Origin of the sequence: Paenibacillus sophorae (assembly GCF_018966525.1) — a bacterium.
GTDB classification, from domain to species: domain Bacteria; phylum Bacillota; class Bacilli; order Paenibacillales; family Paenibacillaceae; genus Paenibacillus_AQ; species Paenibacillus_AQ sophorae.
Genome location: NZ_CP076607.1, coordinates 5,295,213 through 5,314,623, shown reverse-complemented (window position 1 = coordinate 5,314,623; position 19,411 = coordinate 5,295,213). Strand labels below are relative to the sequence as shown.

Annotated in this window: 20 protein-coding genes and 1 riboswitch; of the genes, 13 read left to right on the top strand and 7 right to left on the bottom strand. The window is 51.7% G+C overall.

Annotated features, from left to right (window positions below; translation table 11 throughout):
• Positions 1-28 precede the first annotated feature (28 nt).
• The 6 genes from KP014_RS29450 to KP014_RS25715 all read left to right on the top strand — a co-directional run bounded on the left by KP014_RS29450 (position 29) and on the right by KP014_RS25715 (position 2,462).
• A complete protein-coding gene (locus KP014_RS29450; protein WP_090834280.1) occupies positions 29-256 on the top strand; it encodes a GNAT family N-acetyltransferase in 228 nt (75 codons plus the stop codon).
• Positions 257-410: 154 nt separating this feature from the next.
• Positions 411-698: a hypothetical protein gene (locus KP014_RS25735; RefSeq protein ID WP_036594080.1), complete on the top strand. Its 288-nt coding sequence runs from the start codon at positions 411-413 to the stop codon at positions 696-698.
• Between the two features lie 13 nt (positions 699-711).
• Positions 712-1,053 (top strand): alpha-helical endospore appendage domain-containing protein, encoded by a 342-nt coding sequence (locus tag KP014_RS25730; protein ID WP_036594079.1) that lies wholly within the window; start codon positions 712-714, stop codon positions 1,051-1,053.
• Positions 1,050-1,352 carry a hypothetical protein gene (locus KP014_RS25725; RefSeq protein ID WP_036594077.1) on the top strand — a complete coding sequence of 101 codons (303 nt, stop codon included), beginning with the start codon at positions 1,050-1,052 and terminating at the stop codon, positions 1,350-1,352. The genes KP014_RS25730 and KP014_RS25725 overlap by 4 nt, the downstream gene beginning before the upstream one ends.
• A gap of 5 nt (positions 1,353-1,357) precedes the next feature.
• The gene (locus KP014_RS25720) at positions 1,358-1,780 is read left to right on the top strand and encodes a hypothetical protein (RefSeq protein ID WP_036594075.1); all 423 of its coding nucleotides are present in this window, start codon (positions 1,358-1,360) and stop codon (positions 1,778-1,780) included.
• A 163-nt stretch (positions 1,781-1,943) separates the two neighbouring features.
• Positions 1,944-2,462 carry a GNAT family N-acetyltransferase gene (locus tag KP014_RS25715; protein ID WP_036594087.1) on the top strand — a complete coding sequence of 173 codons (519 nt, stop codon included), beginning with the start codon at positions 1,944-1,946 and terminating at the stop codon, positions 2,460-2,462.
• A 1,076-nt stretch (positions 2,463-3,538) separates the two neighbouring features.
• Here KP014_RS25715 and KP014_RS25710 read toward each other — a convergent pair.
• Entirely contained in the window at positions 3,539-4,399 is an 861-nt protein-coding gene (locus KP014_RS25710; protein ID WP_090834281.1) for an NAD(P)-dependent oxidoreductase, read from the bottom strand.
• A gap of 195 nt (positions 4,400-4,594) precedes the next feature.
• Positions 4,595-4,693, top strand: a riboswitch (purine riboswitch).
• Between the two features lie 52 nt (positions 4,694-4,745).
• On the opposite strand from KP014_RS25710, the gene KP014_RS25705 reads away from it, so the two are divergent.
• Positions 4,746-6,083: a 5'-deoxyadenosine deaminase gene (locus KP014_RS25705; protein ID WP_036594073.1), complete on the top strand. Its 1,338-nt coding sequence runs from the start codon at positions 4,746-4,748 to the stop codon at positions 6,081-6,083.
• A 4-nt stretch (positions 6,084-6,087) separates the two neighbouring features.
• Here KP014_RS25705 and KP014_RS25700 read toward each other — a convergent pair whose 3' ends face one another.
• Positions 6,088-6,672 (bottom strand): YczE/YyaS/YitT family protein, encoded by a 585-nt coding sequence (locus tag KP014_RS25700; RefSeq protein WP_051499895.1) that lies wholly within the window; start codon positions 6,670-6,672, stop codon positions 6,088-6,090.
• Between the two features lie 183 nt (positions 6,673-6,855).
• Between KP014_RS25700 and paiA the strand changes: the two genes are divergently transcribed.
• On the top strand, positions 6,856-7,371 hold the full coding sequence (gene paiA / locus KP014_RS25695) for a spermidine/spermine N(1)-acetyltransferase (protein WP_036594072.1): 516 nt from the start codon (positions 6,856-6,858) through the stop codon (positions 7,369-7,371).
• Positions 7,372-7,418: 47 nt separating this feature from the next.
• Here paiA and KP014_RS25690 read toward each other — a convergent pair whose 3' ends face one another.
• Positions 7,419-8,255: a helix-turn-helix transcriptional regulator gene (locus KP014_RS25690; RefSeq protein WP_036594069.1), complete on the bottom strand. Its 837-nt coding sequence runs from the start codon at positions 8,253-8,255 to the stop codon at positions 7,419-7,421.
• 119 nt (positions 8,256-8,374) lie between these two features.
• Here KP014_RS25690 and fabF point away from each other — a divergent pair, with 119 nt between their 5' ends.
• Positions 8,375-9,613 carry a beta-ketoacyl-ACP synthase II gene (gene fabF, locus KP014_RS25685; RefSeq protein WP_036594067.1) on the top strand — a complete coding sequence of 413 codons (1,239 nt, stop codon included), beginning with the start codon at positions 8,375-8,377 and terminating at the stop codon, positions 9,611-9,613.
• A gap of 37 nt (positions 9,614-9,650) precedes the next feature.
• On the opposite strand, the gene KP014_RS25680 is transcribed toward fabF, so the two are convergent.
• Positions 9,651-10,193, bottom strand: a complete 543-nt coding sequence (locus tag KP014_RS25680) for a DUF1003 domain-containing protein (protein WP_036594063.1) — start codon at positions 10,191-10,193, stop codon at positions 9,651-9,653.
• A 140-nt stretch (positions 10,194-10,333) separates the two neighbouring features.
• Between KP014_RS25680 and KP014_RS25675 the strand changes: the two genes are divergently transcribed.
• Together KP014_RS25675 and KP014_RS25670 are read left to right on the top strand one after the other, a co-directional pair.
• Entirely contained in the window at positions 10,334-10,915 is a 582-nt protein-coding gene (locus KP014_RS25675; protein WP_246590585.1) for an RNA polymerase sigma factor, read from the top strand.
• A complete protein-coding gene (locus KP014_RS25670) occupies positions 10,915-12,072 on the top strand; it encodes a hypothetical protein (protein ID WP_036594060.1) in 1,158 nt (385 codons plus the stop codon). Before KP014_RS25675 ends, KP014_RS25670 begins: the two co-directional genes overlap by 1 nt.
• A gap of 86 nt (positions 12,073-12,158) precedes the next feature.
• Here KP014_RS25670 and KP014_RS25665 read toward each other — a convergent pair whose 3' ends face one another.
• Together KP014_RS25665 and KP014_RS25660 are read right to left on the bottom strand one after the other, a co-directional pair.
• A complete protein-coding gene (locus KP014_RS25665; RefSeq protein WP_036594057.1) occupies positions 12,159-12,848 on the bottom strand; it encodes an NAD-dependent epimerase/dehydratase family protein in 690 nt (229 codons plus the stop codon).
• A 22-nt stretch (positions 12,849-12,870) separates the two neighbouring features.
• Positions 12,871-14,019, bottom strand: coding sequence for a glycerate kinase (locus tag KP014_RS25660; RefSeq protein WP_036594054.1), 1,149 nt, complete (start codon positions 14,017-14,019; stop codon positions 12,871-12,873).
• Positions 14,020-14,158: 139 nt separating this feature from the next.
• On the opposite strand from KP014_RS25660, the gene KP014_RS25655 reads away from it, so the two are divergent.
• Positions 14,159-16,057 (top strand): LTA synthase family protein, encoded by a 1,899-nt coding sequence (locus tag KP014_RS25655; RefSeq protein WP_051499894.1) that lies wholly within the window; start codon positions 14,159-14,161, stop codon positions 16,055-16,057.
• 51 nt (positions 16,058-16,108) lie between these two features.
• The gene (wsfD, locus tag KP014_RS25650) at positions 16,109-17,539 is read left to right on the top strand and encodes a glycan biosynthesis hexose transferase WsfD (RefSeq protein ID WP_090834282.1); all 1,431 of its coding nucleotides are present in this window, start codon (positions 16,109-16,111) and stop codon (positions 17,537-17,539) included.
• A 60-nt stretch (positions 17,540-17,599) separates the two neighbouring features.
• Here wsfD and KP014_RS25645 read toward each other — a convergent pair whose 3' ends face one another.
• The gene (locus KP014_RS25645) at positions 17,600-19,402 is read right to left on the bottom strand and encodes a glycosyltransferase (RefSeq protein WP_036604746.1); all 1,803 of its coding nucleotides are present in this window, start codon (positions 19,400-19,402) and stop codon (positions 17,600-17,602) included.
• Positions 19,403-19,411: the final 9 nt, after the last annotated feature.

Below are 19,411 nucleotides of genomic sequence, written 5' to 3'. Positions count from 1 at the left end.
GCTTAGAGTTGGGGGACTGCGACACTAAATCTGTTCAATAACTGGAGGAAACCGGGGGGAGCTGGATTCTATCTTTGTTCTGCAAGATTTCAGAGGCAGTGGTATTGGTCAAGAGCTGATGACATTATCGCTTGGCTGGTTTAAGACAAACAGCATTGAGAATATTGCGATCTCAGTATTGTTCGGGAATGATGAGGCATTGCCTTTTTATGAAAAATTCGGATTCTACCCAAGAACCTATGTACTATCCAAATGATTACAAATGAAAGAGGAAGGCGGGCGCTCCAAGCTGGGGTGCTCGCCTTTTTTCCTCTGCGGGCCGAATTCCGCCATTCCTTTGCTTCCCCGTAACCGACCGGGCCTCCGCCGCATATGTTGTAGCAGGGCGCCTAAGCAAAGGAGACATGATCATGCAGAATAAAATCACCAAAATCTTGGAGCACATGGCCCATTCGCATGAACAGATGGCTCGCATTCTTGACGCCGAGCGCCACGTGGCTGTCCGCATGGCGCAAATCGTCCATGATTTGCCGGATGCGGAGCCGGAATTCGGCGGCAGTGCGGGAGTAATTGAAAGCGCGGGCCAGGTGAACAAGAATATTATCGCCTATCTTAACGCATTCGCCGATCTTCAGGAGGCGGTGGCCGAGCAGGTGGGCAAAGTTATCAAGGAACTGAACGGCCAGGAAGAAGAATAGCGGGAGGCGGACGATGAGCAGAGAAGAAGCTTATCTGAAAATGCTGGAATCCACCGCCACCATCCAGTGGAATATCGCGATGATCCTGGAAGCCAAAGCGGTAGAGGCGGAGAAGGTAAAGGAGTGGACGCACCATCATATTCATCCCCGTGCGTTCGATACGCACGAAGACCAGTTAAAGGAATCACTCACCATCCATGACGCGATTGTTGAACTGGTGGAGGGATTAACCAAACTGGAGAACGGTCTGTGCAGCAATTTGAAAGCCATGCTAGATACCGGGGAAGAGGAAGGCGGCGGAGGCTTCGGAAGTCTGACCGAAGGCGGGTTCAGCTTCGGAGAAGACGAGAAATGAGCGGGCTGCAGCTCTCGGAACGCGCCGTCAAGCTGGAAATGATCCGCTCCATTGCCCGCAGTCAGGCGGCGCTGGCGGCTATTCTGGAAACCATAGCAGATTTGACCGGCCATTCGGAGCTCGCAGCCCGCAAGCTGTGCGACAATGTCAGGGTTCTCAGCGAATACCAGAGCGCCATGTGCCGGATGATGACCGGCATTTCGCTGCATAGACACAAAGAAGGAATTCCCTCCGCGCCATGGCTGGCATCGTCCTGTGTTTTGGAGTATCGCGGCATGCACGCAGCACTGAAGGAGTGACAGAGATGAAGAAAACAAGCCGTAAGCCGTCGCGTACGGGGAAAACGGCCCGCAGACGCAAGGTGCTGCTCTCGCGGAAGACCAAGGTCCGCAAAATCCGTAAAATCCGCAAGGGAACAGCGCTTAAGGGCCGTAAAAAACGGTTAGGCCGCCCCCTTCGTCCACGGCTTCGGAAAAGAGGCGTCAAACTACGCAGAAAGAAACGGCTCCATCGGCGCGCTGTTCTGCCAGTACCGGAACCCGTGCCCGCCGCTCCTCCGGCGGAGACTGAACAGGTAGTTGTACCGCTCTCCCCCGAACCGGGCGTTGCTCCGGAAACGCCGCCCGATGGCGCCTATCAGCAGGGCTACAATGAAGCCTACGACGTCGGATTCGATACCGGGTTCGCCAAGGGCTTTGAGGACGGACATAAGCTGGAGTTCAAATGAAGGATTGCGGCGGCGAAAGAGCCCCCTTTCGCCGCCGCTTCACCGTACCCTTATGCGAAAATATTATATGGATTTCAGCTTTTCCCGTCATCTGTGGTAGACTGTCAAGTGGCTGAGTTTTGTGGACTCAGGAAACAGACAAAAGAGGCAGGTGCGCGGGAACGTGGAGCATGACATCAGAAAAGGAAGAATAGAAGAGCTTGAGCAGATTATGGCGCTGATTGCCGAATGCATACGGGTAATGCGGGAGGGCGGAAGCGACCAGTGGGATGAAAGCTATCCGAACGCTGAAATTATTACTGAGGACATAGAGCGGGGAACGCTGTATGTGTGGGAAGAGGACGGGGCTCCTGCCGCAATTTTAGTGCTGGATGAGAATCAGGCCGAGCAGTATGGGGAAATCGAATGGGTACAGCCGGAAGGGCCCAATTTGATCATGCACCGTCTTGCGGTTCATCCTCGGGTTCAGGGAAAAGGAATCGCGCGCCGATTGGTTGCGTTTGCCGAGAATTTTGCCGCTGAACAAGGATATAAGAGCATCCGAATGGATACATACGCCAAAAACGCCAAGGCGCTAGAGCTGTACCGGCGTCTCGGTTACGAGATTAGGGGCGAGGTCAAATTCCCTGGACGGACGGCTAATTTCCCCGTGATGGAGAAGATTCTGGCGTCTGCCGGGTAGAGATTTTTTTCTGAAAGTATCAATGAAAAGGAACCTCCCTTTTTACAATGAAAGCACTTTCATAGAAAACAGGCGTAAGCCCGACATATTAAATGAAAGCGTAAGCAATATACGGATAATCACAGCTGCTGCCCAAATACCGGGAAATAAGACGCAAAAGTCCGCAATATCAAGTTTTAAAATTTTAGATAAGTAGTCTATAATAAAGACATCACCAGAAGAGCTGCACGAAAAAAAGAGCCGGATGGATAACGCTCTAAAGCGAATGTTTTGAAATTCAGCGGCCCACCATTTTTCTTACAGCGGCGGAAGGTGATAATCCCGAATTCCTTATTTTATATAAGGAAGGGAACTACCTCCGATGGGCTAGGCAATCGGTGCATACCTAAAATTGGCACAGCCAAGACGGGACCATGAGTTGTTTGAGCGAACCGGTCGGTGAAGCGGCAACGGACAAATGAGCTATCTGAGCAGATCAATTGGTAAAGCCCAAAACGGAATCGTGAGCCGTTTAAGCGGAAGCCATTGGCATAAGCAAAGATAGACAAATGAGCCGTTTAAGCGGAAGCAATGGCGAAGCACAGACGAATCTATGAATCGTTAAAGCAGACCAATAGGTATGTTGTCCGAAAAATCCAGGCGAACCATGGAAGAAGGAAGAAGCTGTTTCAAAACAAGGCGAAAGTCTTGTGAGAAAGGAGCGGGATTCCATTGGAAAAGGTTAGCGAAGCGTACAATGTACGATAATCGCACATAAGGAAAACGGAAGTGACAACGTTTTTCGCGAGAATCGTGTACGCGGGAACCGAAGAACACCCATATGCAAGGCATGGAATTTCGGTGAAGTACTCCGAAATCGGGGTACAAGGATTGAAAGGTAAGTAAAATTTGAAAACAATTCTGAAGCGATTGTCCAAAGCGGTCAAGCCGATTGGAAATCAGGTAACATGGAATCATCGAAAAATGTACCATGTCAAAAGTATGGATTGTTGTAGGAGGATATAATTAAATTGCATAGCCAAGAGGAGACTTAAGACCCCGTTACCATAAAAAAGGTATACGGGGTTTTAAGTGTTCTACTTCAATTGCAGCCATACGGCCGCCATATCCATCGCTCCCTTGCCGCTCCGGTCAGCGGCTGCATACGTTTCCCCGGCAGCTTCGGCGAGCGGCAGCCGGATGCCCGCACGGCGCGCTTCATCTGTCAGCAGCCCTAGATCCTTGGCAACGAGGCTGATCATGAAGGCAGAGGGGTACTCTTCTTTTACATACATTTCTTTTTTGCCCTCGAACAGCTTCGTGGATACGGCTGATTCACTAATCATCCGCAGCACCAATTCACGGTCAAGTCCGGACGCTTCCGCAAACAGCAGCGCTTCGCCCACTCCTTGGGCAACCACGCCGAGCAGCAGGTTGATCGCCAATTTGGCGGAGCTGCCCGCTCCGACATCTCCGAAATGGATAGTCGCTTTTCCCAGTTTATCAAAATAAGGCCGGCAAGCCTCAACCGCATCGCTGTCTCCGCCTGCCAGGATGACGAGCTGCGCTTGCACCGCGGGCCCTACCGAGCCGGATACGGGCGCATCTACATAAATTCCTCCAGCTTCACCGGTAATCCGGGCGAATTCCTTGGCTTCCTCCGGGCCGATTGTACTCATATTCACGACAACAGCTTTCGGACGGAGCTTTGCAAGAACGCCTTCTTCTCCCGACAGAACCTCCCGGACCGTTTCGCCTTTGGTCAGCATCAGAAAGATCAGATCGGCTTCTGCGGCGGCTTCCCCCGCCGTGCGGCAAATGACGGCTCCTTCCCCTCTGAGCGGCTCGGCCTTTTCCGCCGTCCGGTTATAAACATGCAGGCTGTGGCCCGCCTTCAGCAAATTGCGGGCCATGGGAAGCCCCATGTGCCCCGTTCCAATCCATGCAATGTTTTTCAATTGGTTTACACTCCTTTTCAAGGATATCCATGTTATTTTAAACCTAATGCGGCAGGATGAATAGCCATTTAGTCACTATGACTTTGTCGATTATGTTAGGTTTTGTCTGCTTTTGCTGCAAGTTGCAAGGGGAATGTCAATTTAGTTCACTCGTGTTGACAATGATGCAGTCCCTGAATTAAGATAGGGGTATTCATAAGAATTTTAAACACTTTTCGTATATCCTTAATGATTGGATTAAGGGTCTCTACCGGAAACCGTAAATTTCTGGCTACGAAGATATGCCTTGGCATGTCTTTGTGGCCTTTTTGCTTTTAATTTTAGCTATTTCAAGGAGGAACAAGTCATGAGTGGTATTTTGATCAAAAACGCGGAACTCATCACGATGAACAAACAGGAGGAAATCCTGCGCGGTGACATCCGGATCAAGGACGACTTGATCGCGGAAATCGGCAGCGGCCTAGCACCGCTTGCGGGAGAGACGGTGATCGACGCCACGGGGCGGACCATAATCCCCGGCTTCGTGCAGACGCATATTCATTTATGCCAGACGCTGTTTCGGGGCAAAGCGGACGATCTGGAGCTGATGGATTGGCTGCGCAAGCGTATTTGGCCGCTCGAAGCGGCGCATGACGGGGAGTCGCTCTATTATTCCGCCATGCTCGGCATCGGGGAACTGATCTCCAGCGGGACGACGACGATTGTCGATATGGAGACGGTGCACCATACGGATTACGCGTTTCAGGCGATTGCAAAGAGCGGTATCCGCGCCCTCTCCGGCAAGGTCATGATGGACCAGAAGGGCGGGGATGTGCCCGAGGCGCTTCAGGAGGATACGGCGGCCTCGCTTCAGGAGAGCGTGGATCTGCTGGAAAAATGGAACGGGTATGACGGCGGGCGCATCCGCTACGCTTTTTCCCCGAGGTTTGTGATTTCCTGCACCGAGCCGCTGCTGACCGAGGTCCGTGATTTGTCGGCGCGTTACGGGGTTAAAGTGCATACCCATGCTTCCGAGAATCAGGGGGAGATCGAAATTGTGCAGGCTATGACCGGTATGCGCAATATCGTGTACCTGGATCATATCGGGCTGGCGAACGAACGGCTCATTCTGGCCCACTGCATTTGGCTGGATGAGCAGGAGCGGCGCATTTTGCGGGAGCGGGGCGTGCATGTCAGCCATTGTCCGGGCTCCAACCTGAAGCTGGCGTCCGGCATCGCCGACACGCCGGGGCTGATTGACGAGCATGTCTCGGTGAGCCTTGGCGCGGACGGCGCTCCCTGCAACAACAACCTTGATATGTTCAATGAAATGCGGCTGGCCGCGCTAATCCAGAAGCCGCTGCACGGGCCGACAGCGATGGACGCTAAATCCGTGTTCCGGATGGCGACAATCGGCGGAGCCAAGGCGGTTGGGATGGAAAATGAAATCGGCAGCATCGAGGTCGGCAAGAAAGCGGACCTGGCGATCCTGAACCTGTACAACTTCCATACGTTCCCTTCCTTTGATGCGGACCCGATCTCCCGGATCGTGTATTCGGCGACGCGCGCGGACGTGGAGAGCACGATCATCAACGGTAAAATCCTGATGGACCGGGGTCTGCTGAAGACGGTCGATAAAGATACCGTGCTGCGTGAGGCGGACCGTTCCATTCAAAGACTGCTGGCCCGCTCGCCGCTGGGGTAATGGGTTATTTTGGCATAAAGCAACTAAGAATCGGACCTCCTAAACAAACGGTGAATAGAGTCCCAATGCCGATTGGTCCATCGAATAGGATTGCCATTGTCAAAAAGAGAATATAAATGAATGTTCTTGAAAGGAGTATGTTCATTCCACTTAATTCACGAATGATTAGCATTAAACGGTCAACCGGCATTGGTGCAAAGTTTGTGTGTAAATAGATTGCGGTTCCTATCCCTATAACGATTAAGCCTATGCCAAAACAAACAAGTTTACTGAACCATAGTTCCGGAATTAACAAATGACGCCATAAAAAAAGCCATGTATCAATACCAAGACCAGTTATCAGGGCGGTTAGCAGACCCAATAATTCTGGTCTTTGTCTTTTTAACAATGAATTACAGCCAATCAGTATTAAAGCTATGATGATTTCCCAGCTTCCCACAGTAAGACCCACGTTCAGAGATAGCCCGACCAAAAGCGCGTCAAAAGGCGATGCTCCAAGGCCTGATTGTATAGTGAAAGAAGCACCAAGGGTTAGTATCAAGATTCCCAATCCATAAAATATATATTTCGGTTTACCCGACGTTTTCATGATTATTTAGTAGATTCTCTCCTCTTTTGAATCCATTTTTTCAGTCCATTTCTAGATTTATCAAAACCAGACTAGTCAAAATTAATAGTCGTATGATAATATAAGTTAAATCATTTTTGTTGTAAATGCAACAAAATTAATGGCGGAAATGATATCGATTAACTATAGGAGAGATCTACTAATATGACAATTATTATGAAGAAGTGCACGATAGAAGATTTACGCATGCTTCAAGAAATAAGTTATGAAACATTTAATGATACTTTTGGAGATTTGAATACGCCCGAAAATATGAAATCCTATTTGGAAAGAGCATTTAATTTAGAGAAATTAGAACAAGAATTATCTAATGCCAGTTCGTCTTTCTTTTTTATTTATAGTAATGAAGAGCTGGCTGGCTATTTAAAGGTTAATGTCAATGAAGCCCACTCAGACAATATTGCTGGCGAAGCGCTTGAGATCGAGAGGATTTATATAAACAGAAAATTTCAAGGGCAAGGTCTGGGGAAGCGTCTTATCCAAAAAGGCATAGAAATTGCGAAAGAGCAGAATAAAAAGCAGGTTTGGTTAGGCGTATGGGAAAAAAATGAGGGTGCAATCCAATTTTATCATGGAATGGGCTTTGTCGAGAGTGGAGCCCACTCCTTTTATATGGGAGATGAAAAACAAACGGATTTTATCATGGTTAAGACACTTTGATGAGTGGATTAAGATCGCGCACTGCGCGGTCTTTTTATGTTAAAGTTTTATAGCTTCTGAATCATCTTCATGAGCTTTGTCTCTGTCCCATTGGCCGCCGGAGTATAGATAATGCACCGTAAATCGGCGCTGCCGTGGACTTGCATTGAAGTCAACTCGAACAGCATTTTGCCGGCTTTGGAATGCCGGAACTCGATTAACACGTCGGGTGCATTGTTCACCGTGCTGCGCTGCCAGAGGCGGTCGAAATCCGGGTGGTTTGCGTCCATATCGCGGATGAATTCGGTATACCATTCGTCATCAACGTATTGCCCGTAATAAGTTCTGAATATGGCGAGAAAGCCTCCGACAAAATCCTCCCAGTTCACGGCAAGCCTTTGCAGTTCTTTGCGGGCAAACAACAGCCTGATTAAATTCCGCTGCGCAGCGGGAACTTGCTCGAAATCAAGGAACACATGTCTTGCGGCTTCATTCCAGCCGACAATTTGGCACCGGCGGTCCGTTACAATCGTTGGCGAATATTTTAACTCCCTTATAATTTTAAGCAGTGAAGGGCGGATTTCGGATTGAGTTTCGGGAGGAAACTCAGGTCCGGTGTGTGTATCTAGCGCGAGCGAATGCAAATATTTCCGTTCGTCTGCGGTAAGCCGGAGGGCTTTGGAGATATTGTCGAGAACGGAGACGGATACTTTGATGTCGCGGCCCTGTTCCAGCCAGGTGTACCAGGTTGTGCTTACGCCGGCAAGCTGAGCCACTTCTTCCCGTCTAAGTCCCGGCGTTCTTCTGCGGGTGCCCCCGGGCAGTCCAGCCGATAGGGGAGAAATTTTGGCGCGCTGCGATTTCAGGAAGACGGATAACGCTTCCAGTCTGGCCTCGGCATTCATAAATCATCCCTCCATTACTCGTTATCATAGCACCTATTATACTAGTTTAAACAACAACTTGTAATAGGATAATTTCCGTGACATGATAACGGTGGATGTGAAATGAAGGAGGATTCATAATGGAAAGAGTCGTCATAAGCGGCATGGGTGTCGTTTCTCCTCTTGGTAACGATGTGGAACAGTTTTGGAGTAAATTGCGAAATGGCCAATCGGGCATATCTGCGATTGATGCATTTGACACGTCCGCCTTTAAGACCCGGTTCGGAGGCGTTGTCCGGGATTTTGACGCTGACGCGTTGTTTGGCCGCAAAGAGGCGCGGCGTATGGACCGCTTCACCCAATTCGCGGTCGCGGCCGCCGAGCAGGCCTTGGCCGATTCGGAACTGAAGCTGGACGATATGGACAGGGAACGGTTCGGTGTATATGTGGGCTCGGGAATCGGAGGCATGGAGTTATTGCTTGACCAGCATCAAGTATTGCTCGAACGTGGACCGGATCGGGTGAGCCCGACCTTGGTGCCGATGATGATTTCCAATATGGCCGCGGCTGTAATCAGTATCCGGTATGGCGCGATGGGCCCCACATTTTCTCCGGTTACGGCTTGCTCCACGGGCAATACGGCAATCGGTGAAGCCTTTCGGGCCATCCGGTTCGGCGAGGTGGACGTTATCTTAGCCGGGGGAGCGGAAGCGGCGATCAATGAACTTTCGCTTGCCAGCTTTGGCAACGCCCATGCTTTATCTGTCCGAAATGGGGACATCACTCGGGCCAGCCGACCGTTTGACGCGGAAAGGGACGGCTTCGTGATAGCCGAAGGGGCGGGCATTCTCGTTCTTGAGTCGCTCACCCATGCGCAGCGGAGGAATGCGCGAATCTACGCGGAGGTTATTGGTTACGGAAACAGCTCAGACGCCTATCATATGGTGGCAACCCACCCTGAAGGAAGAGGAGCTCATCAGGCAATGAGGCTGGCTCTGCAAGCCGCCAAGCTCTCACCGACGGACATCGATGTCATCAGCGCGCATGCGACCAGCACGGGGGTGGGCGACCTTTCCGAAACGAACGCGATTAAAGCCCTGTTCGGAGAAGCGGCTTACCGCATTCCGGTTACGGCCAACAAATCGATGACAGGACATATGCTCGGCGCTTCCGGAGGAGCCGAAGCCATCGCTCTGGTCAAAAGCCTGGAGGAAAACGTAATCCCGCCCACTATAAATTTGGAAAAGCCCGATCCGGGATGTGATTTGGACTACGTTCCAAAGACGGCCCGAATCCAGGATCTGCACATCGGAATGAGCAATTCATTCGGCTTTGGCGGGCATAATGCTGTGTTGATTATTCAGAAGTACCCGGAATGAGAGCTGCCGCCCCAGTAGTACGGCGAAGCCATTTTGCTTATTCGGACTTTATACTTTTCTCCTGCTGGTTCATGAGAAGGGCCTTCAGCTCCTGAAGCTCATTTTCAATCCGGTGCAGATGGCCCTGCACGTCGTCGATCTCCTGCTCCGCCTTGTAGTTGATCGCAAAGTCAATGATCGCCTCGTGTTTGTCCCGTGCGGCCTGCCGGTTCTGGCTCATCATGATGACCGGCGCCTGGAACGCGGACAGAAATGAAAGGCATAGATTCAGCAGAATAAACGGCGGCGTATCAAAATGCCGGGTAAAGCTGAGCACGTTCCATATAATCCACAGCGCCAGAAAACTAGTGAAATAAATGATAAACTTCCAGCTTCCGCCGAAAGCGGCGATGCGGTCGGCCAATTTTCCGCCAATGCCCGTTTTCTTGCTGTATTCCTCATCCAGATGGGCGACGATGCGTTTTTCATAAAGTTCTACATAGTTGTCAATGCGCCCTTTATGTTTGTCGTTCAGTTCAATGCCAAAACCATTAATGGTCACGTCCTCCGGCGGGACCGTTTTTGCGTTTTCTTGCGCCATTGATTATCCTCCTTAGGTGAAAAAGAATGCCATCATCTTACTTCATCCTTTTCCATTTGTATATGGTATGAATGCGGCTGCGCTTTTATTTTCCGGTAACTGGGAACCGAGGCGGCTGTGACTTCGTCTAATCCAGTGAGGTGAACACATTGAATTTCGATGAACTGAAAGACGCAGACAGTATGGACGAAGATACGCTGCGGGCTGTGATGGAGCGTTTCGGCGGCGACGTCTGGAATTACATCTATTATCTAACGTCAAACTGCGAGCAGGCGGATGGGCTGGCGCAGGAAGTGTTTGTGAAATGCTATTACCGCATCGAAACGTACCGGGGAGGGTCTTCTTTTCAAACCTGGCTGTTCTCCATTGCGCGCAACGCCGTGTTCTCCTACCGAAAATCCCGTTTTTTCAGAAAAAGCCTGTGGGGAGACATCGCCGCGCTGCCGGATGGAATGGAGAAAATTGGGGTGAATGCAGGCGGAGGGGCGGTAGTTGCGGCTTCGGCGGAAATGCAGTATTTCAGCAGCATGCATGTCAATGAAATCTGGGATGTGATTATGAAACTGCCCGCAGGCTTCCGTGAAGCGCTTGTGCTCGATTTGAAGTATGGGATGTCGGCAAAAGATATCGCGGAACTCACCGGCTGGTCGCAGGGAACCGTCAAATCGAGGCTTCATCGCGCCCGCCGCAAAGTTCAAACCAAGCTGAAGGAGATGGAATAATGGACAACAAGCCGAAATGGGTTGAACAGGCGGGGAGCGGCCCCTTTGAAAAGCGCGGATTTACGGCGGAGCATGCGGAGAATGTGATCCGGACGATCCGCGAGGGCCAGTCTCAAGCGGCCCGGGAACGATCAAGAAGCCCCTATACGAAAACGGCCGTTGCCGTTTGCATTACGCTGACAATCGCCGGACTGGGCTGGACGGCAGCGGATGGCCCTCTCTCCGGCTACCGGGGAACAGATAACGTGTCCTCATCTGCTTCGAGAGCGGTTAAGGAAGCGGATATGAGGAATACGGCGGATAAGGCGATGCAGGAAATGCTGGGAATCTCTCTTCCGCTGGAGAACGCTGAGCACTTACCCAAAAAGAAGCTGATACGCTATTCGTACCGCAAGGGATACAATACCGCATATATATGGATCAGCACGGAAACGGGAACTATGGTGCGGGCGCAGGTTAACAGCTCGCTTAAACCCGGGGAGATTGAAAAGAAATTGAGTGAAGGAGCGAGAGTGGCGATGGCAAGTTTAGGGTATAAAGGAAGCTTTGCTTATTCCGCCTCGCGTTATGTCAATTATGACGCCGCCAAAGATAAAACGGTAGCCATTCGAACCACATTCAGAGCAGCAGACGCGCGGGTCGAATTAATCAACGGGAACATTGTGATGATGAGCTTCGAAACGGACGTCGGAACCATAGACCCTGCAATGGTCGAAGCGGGAATCAAGGATTTAAAGATCATGAACAAGAACAGGGGAAATCCTTCTCTGACCGGAGCCTACCGCGTGGTTAAAGGAACATCGGATCTGCTGACGCTGCGTTTCAGCGGCGAGGCCTCCGTTACGATGGACTCCTTGGTCCGGGTTGTCTACGGGGTGAGCGACCGTACTCTGTTCGATGGGAAGTCTGACTCCCCCTCGGCGAAGGCCGAGCGAGACAAACAACTGCGGGCGGTCAGTGAGCAGAAGCTGCGATCGGCGGCGGAAGCTCTGACTTCGGCTTACGGCATACATCTTTCGCTTGCGGATCATCAATTAAAGAAAAGTCCGGAAACTCCCGGTACCGCCACATTTACCAAGCCGGGAGGTCCGGATATGACGATTTCTTACAACATCTCGGGAGCGATATGGGGATTTTTATTCTATGATACAAAATAATCCTGATACCCGTTCATGGGTCACTTTCGGAGTCCAACCGAAACCGTATTAACTGAACTTATTTCTTACCCGCCACGCCCGCCCGCTCACCGCTTCGCCAAAGCCGCAATATCCCGGCTGTGCAGGATGGAAGTGTCCGCGCCGTGAACGGCTGACCTGATCATCGCCTGCCCCAGTTCCCTCAGCGTAATGACATGACTGGGGAAGAGAATACGCAGCGCCGGGTACAGCCAAGTTAAAGCGTAGTAGTAGCGATGGATATTCCGCAAACCTTTGGTCGGATGAATATAGCCCGGGCGATACATGTAGGCCGACTTGAAGGGCAGGCGCAGCAGCCGGTTCTCGGTTTTGCCCTTCACCCGGGCCCACATGCTCCGGCCCCTTTCGGAGCTGTCCGTGCCTTCCCCCGAAACGTAGCATAACACCATTCCCGGATTTAATCCGGCAAGCAGCTCCGCCGCATGCAGCGTCAAGTCGTAGGTCAGCCGCGAATATTCCGCCTCGCTCCGACCGACGGAGGAAACGCCCAGGCAGAAGAAACAGGCATCATATCCGGCAAGACGCTCCCTGATGGACGTAAGATCAAACCAATCGGCATGGATGATTTCCTTCAGCTTGGGGTGGGACATGCCGCAGGGTCTGCGGCCGACCACAAGCACCTCTGCCACATCGCGATCCAGCAGGCATTCATGCAGAACGCCTTCCCCGACCATGCCCGTTGCGCCCGTGACAATCACCTTGATTGGGTTCGCGGCTGGCGCTTTCATATTTTCCATGAGTTTTCCCGTTCCTTTCCGATTATGCCTGTTCACTTAATTTAAGCACTCTGGCGATATTCTCGCAGGTTCGTTCCACATTTTGCGGACCCTCCGCCAGCAGTTTCTCCAGGCCGGACGCGCCCGGGACAATTCCGAATACCGCATCGATGCCTTCCGCATACAGGGTATCGATTCCTTCTCCGACATATCCGGCGATGGCAATCACCTTTTTGCCGCTTTCCTTGGCGGCGCGGGCTACCCCATAAGGGGTCTTGCCGAATTTGGTCTGAAAATCGATGCCGCCTTCCCCGGTAAACACAATATCCGCATCAGCCAGCTTTTGTTTTAAGCGGGTATATTCAACGACGATCTCGATGCCTTTGCGGAGCACCGCCTGCGTAAAGATCAACAGGCCCGCTCCCAAACCGCCGGCCGCTCCGGCTCCCGGAATGTCCCGCACATCTTTATAGAGCTGCTGTTTCACGACCTCCGCATAATGGGCAAGGTTGGCATCCAGCCTGCGTACCATCTCGGGCGTGGCTCCTTTTTGCGGACCGAACACATGAGAGGCGCCATGTTCCCCGCACAGCGGATTCGTAACATCACAGGCTACAATTAGCCGGGTCTCGCGAAGCCGTTCATCAAGCGAAGAAATATCAATGCTGGCCAGCCTGTCCAGATAGCCTCCCCCTCGGGGAAGAAGATTCCCTTTCTCGTCCAGAAATTTGGCTCCAAGCGCTTCGGCCATGCCTGTGCCGCCGTCGTTCGTCGCGCTTCCCCCGATGCCGATGATCATTTTCCGGATTCCTTGATCCAGACATTCGCGGATCAGCTCGCCCGTTCCATAGGTTGTCGTAATCAAAGGATTTTTGGTTTCCTCGGTCACCAGATGAATTCCACTTGCGGACGCCATTTCGATTGCCGCGGTTGTCCCGTCGCCTAGAATGCCATATTTGGCGGTAACCGGCTGTCCGAGCGGTCCCGTAACCTCTATATAATGGATTTGTCCGCCCGAGGCATCGACAAGCGACTGCACCGTTCCTTCACCGCCGTCCGCCATCGGGACATGAATATAATTAGCCGCCGGGTAGACCTTCCGCAGCCCTTTTTCCATCGCAATACATACTTCTTTTGCCGTCATACTCTCTTTAAAGGAATCTGGCGCCAGCACAAATGTCTTCTCGCTCATCTTCTCACCTCATGTATAATTTTATATCGTTTGGCTGTGCACTGCGTCAAGTCTAAGCGGATAACGAACCTCCTTTGAGGTTTGCATTATTTTGACTATAATGGGTAGTACACTATTTCAACGAGTAAGAGGGGTAAGCATGTACAGGAGAAAAATAGGGAACGGCGGCCGGTTTTATCTGGTATCCGTGCTGCTGGTGCTGAAGCTGCTGGTGCTGCGGATGCTGTTCTTCGACCGGATCGCCTGGGAATGGGTGCTGGCAGATGCCGCGCCGGTACTGCTGCTGATGGGAATCCTGGCTGTTGTGGTGCCAACGAGAGCTAAGACCGCCGCATTCTGGATTTTTAATGGCGCACTGTCGCTGCTGCTGTTCGCATCAAGTGTGTATTTCAATCATTTCGGCTCGGTGCCGACTTATCTGGCCCTTTATGAGCTGAACCAGGTGTTTCAGATCAGGGACAGCGTGGAGTCGACGATTCAGATTGTCGATTATTTGTTCTTTGCGGACATTGCCGTATATGTGATTTACCGCTTGTTCCGCAGAGGGAAGACAGGCGCAAGAGACACGCGTTCGGCTTATGCCCCGCCAAGGTTTCGGGGCGTATATCCGGCCGTTATTCTAGTCTCGATTATCGGAGGAGGATCGTTGTCCGCCTATTCGATTCATGCCTCAGCGGGAATCACGAACGAGCTGGTGCAGGCGGAAAGCGCAGGCTTCCTGAATTACGAGGTCGTGGCCGCGATTCGGGAGCGTCAGAACAATGAACTGGTCGGTACCGGCAACATCAAGGATACGATTGCCAAGGTTGAGGCGCTGGAGTCCTCCTATAATTACGGAGGAGCGCCTTCCGGCACGCCGTCCGCGAATTTTTTCGGTTCTATGCAAGGCAAGAATGTCATTGTCGTGCAGATGGAGGCATTTCAGAATTTCCCGCTGCATCAGTCGCTGAATGGGCAGGAGCTTACGCCGAATCTGAACAAGCTGGCGGACGAAGGATTCTATTTTCCCCATGTCTTCCAGCAGATCGGTCCGGGCAACACCTCGGACGCCGAATTTATGAGCAATACGTCGATCTATCCTATCGGCTCGCTGGCTATGTCCACCGGGTTCGGTGACCGGACGCTGCCGAGCCTGCCGCGCGTACTGAAGAAGAAGGGCTATGAAGCCTATACGTTCCATGTCAACAAGGTCGGCTTCTGGAACCGCAAGGAGCTGTACGCCGCGATTGGCTTTAACGGCTATTACGACAAACCGTATTTTAAGAATGATCATTTCAACGCCTTCGGCGCTTCGGATGAACAGCTGTATATTACGGGAGTGCAGAAGCTGGCCGAGTTAAGCCGGCAAGGGACGCCATTTTACGCCCAGTTCGTGACGGCATCCAGCCACCACCCTTTTCAAATTCCGGATTCGTTCAAAAAAATAACCGTACCGGGCAATCTCCAAGGCACCATGCTCGGCGATTATCTGACCGCGATTAACTACACCGATTATGCCATCGGCACGCTGATTGACGGATTGAAGCAAAACGGGCTGTGGGACAGCACATTGTTGGTGTTTTACGGCGACCATTTCGGCCTTCAGCCGCAGGATGTTCCGCCGGAGCAGGTGGAAGGCGCGCTTGGGATCAAATACGACAACCGGATCAGCCGCTTCAATATTCCGCTTATCATTCACATGCCCGGCTCGAAGCAGGGGAAGACGGTCGAACGGACGGGGGGACAGCTTGATATCATGCCTACCCTGGCCAATCTGCTGGGGATATCGCTGAAAAATGAAGGGGTTACGCCGTTCGGACACGACCTGCTGAATATACAGCATAATGTGCTGGGCATGAGATACTATCTGCCTTCGGGATCTTTTTTCAATGACGATATTTTGTTCGTTCCCGGCAAAAGCTTTCAGGACGGCGAGGCCGTCTCGCTGAAGACGCTCCAGCCCGTCACCGATTTTGCCAGGTATGAGCGGGACTACAAGTATATTTTGCAATGGATGAGCCTGTCCGACGAATATGTGAAGCTGCTGCCAAAACGTTAGGAGTCTGTACAACGGCTGAACGATGAAGAAGAAGCTGGGAGAGAATTTATAATGAAACGATGGTTAAAACCGCATGTTCTGGCAATGGCGGCGGGCTTCGGCCTGCTGCTCGGCCTGCTGTTCCTCGGGCCGTTCGTCGGAGTAGCCGACAACGGCGACTTTCTGCGAATGATGAACACGATCGGCCTGAATTATTACAACGCTTCGGAGACGTATCAAGACCGCTTTTTCAGCTACAGCCATTCCCGGTTCGCGTATGAGGATCTGTTTCGGGGGTTCTATCCCTCTTCGCAAATTTTTCTCGTACTGGCGCCAAGGCTGCTTGGCGGCCTGTTCCACGGAAGCTGGTTTGACATCCGGCTGCTGGCGGCGGTATACGGGTTTTTGCTGCTCGCGGCGACCTGGCTGCTGGTCAAGCATAACGCCCGCGGCTCATATATTACGGGACTGCTGCTGGCGGGAGCGCTGCTGTTTGTCTTTTATGACATCGGCTATCTCGCGTATTTCAATTCGCTGTTCGGCGAGCCAGTCTCTCTCGTATTCATGCTGCTGACTTTCGCGCTGGGGCTCAGGCTTGCTTTCAAAGAGAATCCGGCGGTCAAGGACCTGTGGCTCTTTTTTGCCGCCGTCTTCTTCCTGACCTGCTCCAAAATCCAGAACGCGCCGATCGGCGTCGCCTTCGCCCTGATCTTTCTGCGGTTCGCGTCGCTTCAGGGGGCTGCGGGCTTCCGCAAAGCGGCGATCCGTTTCTCGGTTGCCATCTTTCTTATTTCCGTCATTATGTACGCCGCTGCACCCAAGGATTTGAAGCATATCAATCTGTACCAGACGGTATTCTACGGTATTCTGAACGGTTCGCCGGATGTAAAAGGGGATCTCAGGGAGCTCGGGCTGCCCGAGCGGCTGGAGGTGCTGGCGGGCACGAATTTTTTCGAGAGCGGCACAGCGATCAAACAGGATGATCCTTCGCTCGTTCCCGACTTTTACAGCCGGATTTCCCATAAGGATGTGCTGCTGTTCTATCTGAAGCATCCCGGCCGTCTGCTGGACAACATGCGTTACGCGGCAGCGAACAGTATGGCGATTCGCCCCTCTTACCTCGGAAATTACGAGAAGGCGGACAATAAGCCGCCAGGCGCTCTAGCCTATACATACAGTGCATGGAGCCAATTTAAAAATAATGTGCTGCCGCATAATCTCGCATTTCTGATCATATTCTACGCCGTTTACTATGCCGGGGCGTTATTTGAATACCTGCGCAGTGCGGACCGGCGGCAGCGGGTGGCTTGCGAGCTGATGATGCTGCTCGGACTACTTGGCATCTTTGCGTTCCTGGTGCCGATCCTTGGCGACGGGCGCGCGGATATCGGCAAGCATTTGTTTCTGTTCAATGTCTGCTTCGATATGATGGCCGTAACGATGTTTGCCTGGGCAGTTTACAGATTGACAGGGTGGGTATTTGGGCGCGGCAGTTCTTACTGACGCCGTATCCTCTTATAAGCCGTGTCGCTTTACGCGTCACGGCTTTTTTGCAGCATCAGGTCAATAATAGTATTTGGAGACTCGCTCGAACATCTCCAGCAGCTTGGGAAATGCGCCAATTTCTTTGATCGCGGCGACATCTTCATAGACCGCCGCCTCTTCTTCCTGCCAGGATATCGAACGGGGAATGGGCAGGGTGACTGCATCCTTGTGCCGTAAGCTGTCGATCAGCAGGTCCAAGGTCCGGTGCAAGTAATGATTCAAGGACCCGAACCGGTTCTTGTATATCGTCCGGATGTTGTTATAATCCGTCAAATAATCGTTAAGGACGGGCAGAGTCACATAGTCAGGCACCATGGTAAGAACGAATAATTTGATCTCCATCTCGTGAGGGTTCTTTTCATAGAATCTTAAGAAGTTAAACCGGGAATGCAGAGCATTGCTCTGGGAAATCGGGTGCTCCTGGTGGTAATTAATCACCGCGTCATCATGGATGAATACCGCTCCTCTTCGGGCCGCGCGATACCCAAGTTCCCAGTCCTCCCATCCGAATCCCTCAAAATGTTCCTCGAAGCCGCCGAGCTCATCAAAAAAATGCTTAGTCATCGAGGCATTATTCGTTATCAGATTCAACCAGGCGTAGTGAAACAGTTTAAATCTGCTGCCATAGGTTTGCAGTATGGTCTCGAAGTAATCGTTCATGCTGCTCCACTGGTTAAGGTGACCGGTATCGAACATCAATTCAAAAGGGAGCAGCTGCACCGGTGTCTGGTCCCCCTGTATAAATCGCTCAATGATAGGCGCGGCGATCGGATGGCCGGAATACAATGCGTTCATAGCCGACTTCTGCTCCGAAGAATAGCCGGGATCGGTCATCGTATATATGCGTCTCCAGCGCATTGCCCCTGATACGACCTTTCGTTCTCCGCTTTGATGGTGGCCTACATGAGTCGTGACAAAATCCGGTCCGCATATCATCTCGGCATCCACAAACAGCAGGGTATGCCCTGTGGCAATACTTGCTCCGATGTTCCGGATTTTGGATCTTCCTCTGCTCTTAAGCTGCTGCACATAAATAAATGAATATTCCGGATACACCGAGTAGTAAACGACAGGTGTAGGATCCGTAGAGCCGTCATCCAGAAAAATAACCTCCATCTGCTGAAGCGGAAATTGCTGCCGTTCCAGACTCAGCAGAGAAAAATAGTTCGAAGGGCAGCGGTTATAGGAAGGCATAATCACGCTCGCCGCAAAATTTCTTTTGATCCCCCTGCTAACCGCAATGCCTCTGCCCGGATCGCGGTAAAAATAAAGACCGGCCTCATCGCCATCCAGACTTGAAAACATGTGATCTTGGATCTCTTCCACGCTCCGGGCCGAGGACCATAAGCGAAACTCCCGGACCTGGCCATTAAAAGTACCGTACATATGTCCTCCAAGCCCGAGTGAGGGAATGACCCGTTCGACATTACTGGGCATGCTTTCTCCCTTTATCCAGGCTCCATTAATATACAGCCGCAGCTTCTTGTCGTCGGAGACAACGGCAACATGCTGCCAATCCGAGAAATCATGCGCCAAGACGAGCCTGGCGGGAAGATGATTTACGGAATGCTCAAACACCGAGATGCCGTTCGTGCCCACGGAGATTCCGCAGCCCGCGGCTCCTGCCGGGTAGAAATCCGGCCCTACCAAATATTTTCTTCCGTTTATGCCGTCCGCCCCTGTATTCCGTTCTTCGTCCAGAATCTGTTCCTCTTCCGCTTTTACCCAAAATTCATAAGTAAAGGTATTGCTGATTTCACAGGTCCTCTGAAACTTAATCCATTCGTTGCCATCAAAATGTAATGTACTTCCGTCATACATGTACAATCC

Excerpts from the sequence above, each read along its gene's own strand:
- KP014_RS25720 (WP_036594075.1), top strand. The coding sequence starts at position 1,358 with ATGAAGAAAACAAGCCGTAAGCCGTCGCGTACGGGGAAAACGGCCCGC.
- KP014_RS25655 (WP_051499894.1), top strand. The coding sequence starts at position 14,159 with ATGTACAGGAGAAAAATAGGGAACGGCGGCCGGTTTTATCTGGTATCC.
- fabF (WP_036594067.1), top strand. The coding sequence starts at position 8,375 with ATGGAAAGAGTCGTCATAAGCGGCATGGGTGTCGTTTCTCCTCTTGGT.
- KP014_RS25705 (WP_036594073.1), top strand. The coding sequence starts at position 4,746 with ATGAGTGGTATTTTGATCAAAAACGCGGAACTCATCACGATGAACAAA.
- paiA (WP_036594072.1), top strand. The coding sequence starts at position 6,856 with ATGACAATTATTATGAAGAAGTGCACGATAGAAGATTTACGCATGCTT.
- KP014_RS25680 (WP_036594063.1), bottom strand. The coding sequence starts at position 10,193 with ATGGCGCAAGAAAACGCAAAAACGGTCCCGCCGGAGGACGTGACCATT.
- wsfD (WP_090834282.1), top strand. The coding sequence starts at position 16,109 with ATGAAACGATGGTTAAAACCGCATGTTCTGGCAATGGCGGCGGGCTTC.
- KP014_RS25725 (WP_036594077.1), top strand. The coding sequence starts at position 1,050 with ATGAGCGGGCTGCAGCTCTCGGAACGCGCCGTCAAGCTGGAAATGATC.
- KP014_RS25660 (WP_036594054.1), bottom strand. The coding sequence starts at position 14,019 with ATGAGCGAGAAGACATTTGTGCTGGCGCCAGATTCCTTTAAAGAGAGT.
- KP014_RS25690 (WP_036594069.1), bottom strand. The coding sequence starts at position 8,255 with ATGAATGCCGAGGCCAGACTGGAAGCGTTATCCGTCTTCCTGAAATCG.
- KP014_RS25730 (WP_036594079.1), top strand. The coding sequence starts at position 712 with ATGAGCAGAGAAGAAGCTTATCTGAAAATGCTGGAATCCACCGCCACC.
- KP014_RS25665 (WP_036594057.1), bottom strand. The coding sequence starts at position 12,848 with ATGGAAAATATGAAAGCGCCAGCCGCGAACCCAATCAAGGTGATTGTC.
- KP014_RS25700 (WP_051499895.1), bottom strand. The coding sequence starts at position 6,672 with ATGAAAACGTCGGGTAAACCGAAATATATATTTTATGGATTGGGAATC.
- KP014_RS25735 (WP_036594080.1), top strand. The coding sequence starts at position 411 with ATGCAGAATAAAATCACCAAAATCTTGGAGCACATGGCCCATTCGCAT.
- KP014_RS25670 (WP_036594060.1), top strand. The coding sequence starts at position 10,915 with ATGGACAACAAGCCGAAATGGGTTGAACAGGCGGGGAGCGGCCCCTTT.
- KP014_RS25645 (WP_036604746.1), bottom strand. The coding sequence starts at position 19,402 with ATGTATGACGGAAGTACATTACATTTTGATGGCAACGAATGGATTAAG.